This is a genomic window from Nonomuraea sp. NPDC049607 (genome assembly GCF_040675375.1).
Taxonomy (GTDB): Bacteria; Actinomycetota; Actinomycetes; order Streptosporangiales; family Streptosporangiaceae; genus Nonomuraea.
The window spans coordinates 24,966-31,283 of sequence record NZ_JBFAOV010000063.1 but is presented as its reverse complement, the minus strand read 5'-3'; the positions used below and the strand labels follow the sequence as shown (position 1 = coordinate 31,283).

The 6,318-nt window shown below is 65.7% G+C and carries 3 protein-coding genes and 1 pseudogene; all 4 read left to right on the top strand.

The features are described 5' to 3' along the window. The first annotated feature begins 230 nt into the window (after positions 1 to 230). Positions 231 to 2,975 carry a hypothetical protein gene (locus tag AB0J97_RS49425; protein ID WP_364103770.1) on the top strand — a complete coding sequence of 915 codons (2,745 nt, stop codon included), beginning with the start codon at positions 231 to 233 and terminating at the stop codon, positions 2,973 to 2,975. Between the two features lie 522 nt (positions 2,976 to 3,497). Next, positions 3,498 to 3,845 carry a hypothetical protein gene (locus AB0J97_RS49420; RefSeq protein WP_364103767.1) on the top strand — a complete coding sequence of 116 codons (348 nt, stop codon included), beginning with the start codon at positions 3,498 to 3,500 and terminating at the stop codon, positions 3,843 to 3,845. A 412-nt stretch (positions 3,846 to 4,257) separates the two neighbouring features. After that, positions 4,258 to 5,160 (top strand): annotated as a pseudogene (locus AB0J97_RS49415) (ATP-binding cassette domain-containing protein); the annotation flags it as partial. A 327-nt stretch (positions 5,161 to 5,487) separates the two neighbouring features. Then, positions 5,488 to 5,721 carry a hypothetical protein gene (locus AB0J97_RS49410; RefSeq protein ID WP_364103764.1) on the top strand — a complete coding sequence of 78 codons (234 nt, stop codon included), beginning with the start codon at positions 5,488 to 5,490 and terminating at the stop codon, positions 5,719 to 5,721. Positions 5,722 to 6,318: the final 597 nt, after the last annotated feature.

The window sequence follows — 6,318 nt, the reverse complement described above, 5'->3', positions numbered from 1 at the left end:
CAGCACGACCGGACCCGCCAACGGCGGTAACGCTACAAATCCCTACGATCACACTGCGGCATCACGGGCATAGGCTCGCAAACTGCACTCTGAGAACGGCACCTGCCGATATGACGGGGTGGCTGGAGTTGCTAGCTGAGGCCAAGCAGTCCCGCGACTCCCGCGTCGCGCATGCCCGCAGCCGACTATCGCCGAATCAACACAGCAGCAGGCAAGAATCTGCGGCCGGAGTGGGCCGTTTGATCGGCCGGTGGGATCCGGTGGTACTGGGAGTGCATCGGGCGATCGGTGGTGGGCTGCTGCCACCGTACGTACGGCGTGACCATGACGAGTTGCTGGATGCGCTTCTCGACCCGGCCGTAGCCGCCAACCGGCTGGTGGTGCTGCGCGGAAGCTCTTCCACCGGCAAGTCCCGCGCCGCTTACGAGGCGGTGGCGGCACGCCTGCCGCATTGGCCGATGCTCTATCCCCGTTCTGCGGCCGCGCTTGGCCGGCTGCTGCAGCAGGGGATCGCCAACCGTACCGTGTTGTGGCTGAACGAGCTACGCCACTACGTCGATGCCCCTGATGGAGGAATGCCTCTGTTCGACCTGGCTGAACTGCTGGACGGACGCAACCACGTCGTGGCCGTCACCACGCTGTGGCCGCACCATTGGTCCGCCTATAACGCCGCGGACCACGACCGAGCAGCCCTCGCCAGCGTCCGCGCCGCTCACGCGCTGCTCCGTGCCCTGCCCGACCTGACACGCGTCGACCCCCGACACCTGAACCCTGATTGTGGCGGTGTCATCGACATCCCTGACGCCTTCACCGATGAACAGCTTGACCGGGCACGCTGTCACGGTGGCTTCATGCTCGACCAGGCCCTGACTGCCGCCCAGGACGCTGGTACGACTGGACGGTTAACCCAGTATCTGGCCGGTGTTCCAGACCTGCTGGCCCACTATCAGAGCCCGGGCGCAGACCCTTACGGCCGAGCGCTGATTCTCGCAGCCATGGACGCTGTCCGTTTGGGACACAACCCGCTGCTGTCTCGAGATCTGCTCCAGCAGGCCGCCATCGGCTATCTGGCACCTCAGCACCGTGTTCGCCTTGCCGCGGAGGATGCTTGGACAGGCGGCTGGGAGTACGCCACCCGCGTTCTCAAAGGCGCCATTCAAGCCTTGCAGCCGATACCGCCGGAGCTCGGCATCGGCATCGCCGGCTATCGTCTGGCCGACTACCTCGACCAGCACGGCCGCCGCATCCGCAGTGATTTGCTACCCCCTGCCGCATTCTGGAAGGCCCTCCTCCGCTATGCGGCTCCTCCTGACCTGATGCTTTTGGCTAACGCTGCGCTCGATCGGGGCCTGACCCGCCACGCGGCTCAACTAGTGAAGCGTGCCGCTGCCATCACCACCCCCAACGACACGTACTGCGCGTATAGTCTGGCGAAGGAACTGCAAAGGTGGGGCGCGACCGACCAAGCCGCCGCGCTGGCCAGGCGCGCGGCCACCCACGGTTCCCTTGATCTTCCCCACGACGTGGTCGAGTTGATCATGACCCTGCGGGAGTTGGGCGCGATCGACGGAGTCACCGCGCTAGTCGCCCGGAGCCCCGCCAGTCACGTTCGTCTCGACGACCCGCTCAGTGTCGCTAGGTTGGTGCGAATACTGCAAGAGTCGGGCGCGACCGACCAAGCACTCATACTGGCCAAGCGCGCCGCCACCCATGTTCTTCATCTTGGCTGGCCTGGCCATGTGGGCCTCTTCCTAAGAGTGCTACGAGACCTGGGCGCGACCGACCAATTCACCTTACTGGCCAAGAATGCCGCTGCTCACGCTTGCCTCGACGATCCATTGGGCGTGAGCCTCCTCCTGAGGAGTCTGCAAGAGTTCGGCGCGACCGACCAGGCGCTGGCACTGGCTAAGCGCGCCGCCACCTGTGTCGGCCTTGGCTCGCCCATCCACGTAGTCACGCTAATGGAGGAGTTGCTAGACATGGGCGCGACCGACCAGGTTGTCGCACTGGCTCAGCACGCCGCCACCAGCGTTCCCCTCGGCGACACGTTTGCCGTGGCCACACTGTTGAGGGCACTGCGAAAGCTGAGCGCGATCGACCAAGCCTTGACATTGGCCAAGCGTGCCGCCACTCCTATTGTGCTCGATCACCAGTATGGCGTGCCTGTGCTACTAGAGACGATGCGAGAGGCGGGCGCGACTGACCAAGTCATCGCACTAGCCACCGATGCCCACCTCGACAGCCCGAATGGCGTCGCCGCCCTGCTGGAAGCACTGCAGAAGGCAGAGGCAATCGACCACGTGACCGCACTAATCGCCCGCAACCCCGCCGCTCATGCCCGTCTCGGCGACGTATGGGGCATCACCGCGTTGCTGAGGGCACTGCGAGAGGTGGGCGCGACCCACCAAGTCACCGCGCTGGCCCAGCGTGCAGCCACCCGCGCCTCGCTCGACCACCTGCATAGTGTGGCGTCACTATTGAAGGAGCTGCGAAAACTAGGCATGACCGAACACGCCAACGTACTAGCTCAGCGCGCAGCCACCCACGCTCCCCTCGACCGCCTGAGAGAAACAGCCATACTACTGAGGGAGTTGCGAAAACTGGGCATGACCGAACACGCCAACGTACTAGCTCAGCGCGCAGCCACCCACGCTTCCCTCGTCGATCCGAGAGAAACGGCCGTATTACTGAAGGAGCTGCAAGAATCGTCCGACACCAACCAAGCATTCACACTGGCCCATCGCGCCGCCACTGACATCTGCCTCGAGGATTCGACCAGGGTGAAAGAGTTGCTAGAAGCGCTCCGAGAGCTGGGAATGACCGACCAGGTCAGAATTATCATTGATCGGCTACCTCCCGCTGGCCAATTCTTTCTGTTCTTAAAGCAGCAGGAAACCAACAAAACGCGCTTCCGATTTGGCCGTAGCCCTGACGGCAGTCCCGCTGCACAATGGAGCTGGGACGAGCTCGAGTAATCTTGGCGGGAGCATCGTTAACCTCAGCAGATAGGATTTCTGATTGTTTCGTTACACTCTTTTGCCCGCGATAGCGACGCTAGCTGCGAACCGCCTGGATTGATCCCTTGAGCAACCTGCAGATCGTCCGAATCGCAACGTTGAGGAGCTGCTCGGGCGCTGACTCGGACACCAGCCATGCTAGAATTCCCGCCGGATGCAGGAAAGGGCAATAGATCTACCCTTAGAGCGTGTTTGAAAGATCATCACGGGTGGCACGGCGACCGATACGATAATTCAGCTGAAGCATGTCCTTACCGTTGAGCGTGCAAGAGACGCTCACGTATCTAGGTCAGAAATTCATCAACTTTCGCGAGTTCCTCTTCGAGGATCATGCACGTCGCTTGGCCCAGGCCTGACCCAGGACGTCGGCGAATCCGCCCCGACCTCCAATGGCCTCTGGGGGTCGTCGCCGGCCGCACTGGCCCCCAAGCTGCGCAGGACCCAACGGAGCGCGTCCACCTCAAGCGCAAGCACCTGCGCATGAAGTACACGCTGGCGCCGTTAGAAACCACCGTCGCCTTGCTGGACAATCCGGCGCCCCGCGCCTGGATGTCCGATTACCGTCGGCGCGGCGTCAACGTCGCCACGGCGGCCGTGACCATCCTGGCTGATTCGCTGCCGCGGGCACACCTCCCACGGGTGCCGCACAGGCGAGCCGCCGCACTGATCGAAGCCGTGCGCGAGCTACCTGAGCACCCTCTTACCGAAGATCGGCGCTTCCTGCTGCAAGGCCCAGACGACACTCAGGTCCTGGCGCAGCTTGACGAGATCCCACTTCCCGCAGGCACACCCCCCATCGCCGCGCTTCCATGGTGGCCAAGCGGCTGACACGAACTCCACGCTTGGCACTGTCAATATTCCGCACCCTACACACACGCGTGCGCCAGCCCTGTCGACGCCCGTGGCCGCCGCACCTCCCAGGAACGACGACAACCATGGCCACACCAGTGCGCTGTGAGGGCCGTTGCCGCCGGAGGGGCTGGGCCGCGACAGTACGGTCAGCCGGGGTCGCACCAGTCTTGTGTGGCACCCGCCAACCGCCGGCCAGGCCCGACGGCGTGCACGGTGAGCACGGCGCAGAACACGATCAGCGCCGGGTTGGCGCGGGCAAAATCGACCAGATCGGTCGTTAGGATTGTCCCCCTCTAAAGTGCACTCGCTGGGCGGCCGACAATTCCGCAGCGCATAGACGGGCCGGCTTCCAAAAGGCGTTCAGGCCCCGCCGTCCGGCTTCATCGGTGCCGCCCTGGAGACGCGCAACACCGGCTGGCACGCCTACCTCGCCGACCGCGAGGCCGACGACCGTCGCAGGACGCGCCTGCGGTTCACCGCCGAGCGCAAGGCCGCAGCGCTTCATGCCCAGGCCGGCCGCATGCGCTCCAACGTGGCCACTGCGACCCGGGCCAGGGACATGGCCCGGCGCGCGGACCGCATGCTCGCCGAGACTCCCCCGCCCCGCGTCGCCGAGAAGGTCGCCCGCATCCGGCTGCCCGAGCCCGCGCCCAGCGGCCGCACGCCACTCGGCGCGATCAGCCTGGCCAAGTCGTACGGCGGGCGGCCGGTGCTGGCGGGGGTGGACCTGGCCGTCGACCGGGGCAGCCGGCTCGTGGTCCTGGGGCTCAACGGCGCGGGCAAGACCACGCTGCTCAGGCTGCTGGCCGGGTACGAGCGGCCCGACTCGGGACGGGTCGTGCACGGGCACGGGCTGCGGCTGGGCTACTTCGCCCAGGAGCACGACACGCTCGACCCAGCGCACACGGTCGGACAGCACCTGGCCAGCGCCGCCTCGCACTTGAGCGACGGCGAGGCCCGGACGGTGCTGGGGTCGTTCTTGTTCAGCGGCGACGACGTGGACAAGCCTGTCCGGGTGCTGTCGGGCGGGGAGAAGACCCGGCTGGCGCTGGCCGGGCTGGTCAGCTCCCAGGCCAACGTACTGCTGCTGGACGAGCCGACCAACAACCTCGACCCGGCCTCCAAGGCCGAAGTGCTGGCGGCTGTGACCGCGTACCGGGGCGCCGTGGTGATGGTCACGCACGACCAGGAGGCTGTCGCAGCGCTTCGGCCGGACCGGGTGCTGCTGCTGCCCGACGGGGTCGAAGACCTGTGGAACGACGGCTACGCCGAGTTGATCGCCCTGGCCTGATCACGTCGGGTCCTCGGTCACGGTTTCGATCGCCATCCTGGGCGCCTCGGTTGTGAAGGCGCCGTCCCGCCCGTACACGAACGGGCGGGGCGGCGGTTGCCTGTGGGTGCCGAATTTTGTGTCTCCTCATGCGACCTGGGCGTACTCCATGCAGGAGGCCGCCGAGCTGGTCTCGTCGGGTGACCTTGATGTCGGCGTCGGCTGGATCGGGCAGCGCCCGCAGCCAGCCCGCAAGAGAGCCACTGCGTCGCTCCTCTTGGGTTGAACGCCAACTGCTGGCCCAGATCGACAATGGGAAGCAGCAGATCAAGGGCATAGATCACGGCGTTGAAGTGTGGTGGCATCGGCCGGGCGCTGCTGGCGGCGTTCATCGCCGCCGCCGTGGACGCCGGCGTCTGGACGATCCAGTCGGGTGCCTTCCCGGAGAACGCCGCAAGCCTGAGCCTGCACCAGGCGCTCGGCTTCCGCGTCGTGGGCACCCGCGAGCGCATCGGCTGTCACCACGGTCTCTGGCGGGACGCGCTGATGATCGAGCGCCGCAGCATCTTGACGGGGACCTGAGTCGCCGCTCGGGACGGCAGTCGGGAAACAGGGGCGGCCGTCTGGTGGTTACATCCGTCGTGGCCGGTGTGCCCAGTGTCCCCGGGCCTCACCTATTGCCCTCGCGGGCTACCGTTCGGCTGGAGCCGCGCAGAGATCAGGTGTCCACCAACCGGGCCAACTCCACAGGCGGCGGCCTTGGAATTTCCAGGCGGACGGTCATGCGGCGTCTGGGTGGGCGGACAGGCCAGGGTGGTACCGACGGAGTGAAGTGGAACCTACCCGACGGAAGTGGCTGGGCATTTGGATCACACGCCGGACACCATCGTGCTCCGGGGCGGAGCCGAGAGCGGGGGGTGGCTGGGCGAGGATGTGGGATGAGGGCATCGGCGATGAGATCAAGCAGCGCCGAGGCCTGGCTGGATCGGCCATGGCGCGGTCATCGAGACGGTGCTGAGCGCACCGTAACCCCCTGTTTCATCTGGTCGGGTCTCATTACGGATGAATCGTCACTACGTTCCAGCGTGCTGGCATGCCGTCGCCATGGCACTCCACCGCGGTCGCCGACCTGACGCAATGAGCATGCCGCCATAGGTGACGAGCTCTATGATCAGGTTC

What these genes read in the sequence shown, in the direction of transcription:
- AB0J97_RS49420 (WP_364103767.1), top strand. Translation starts at nt 3,498, where the DNA reads ATGAAGTACACGCTGGCGCCGTTAGAAACCACCGTCGCCTTGCTGGAC.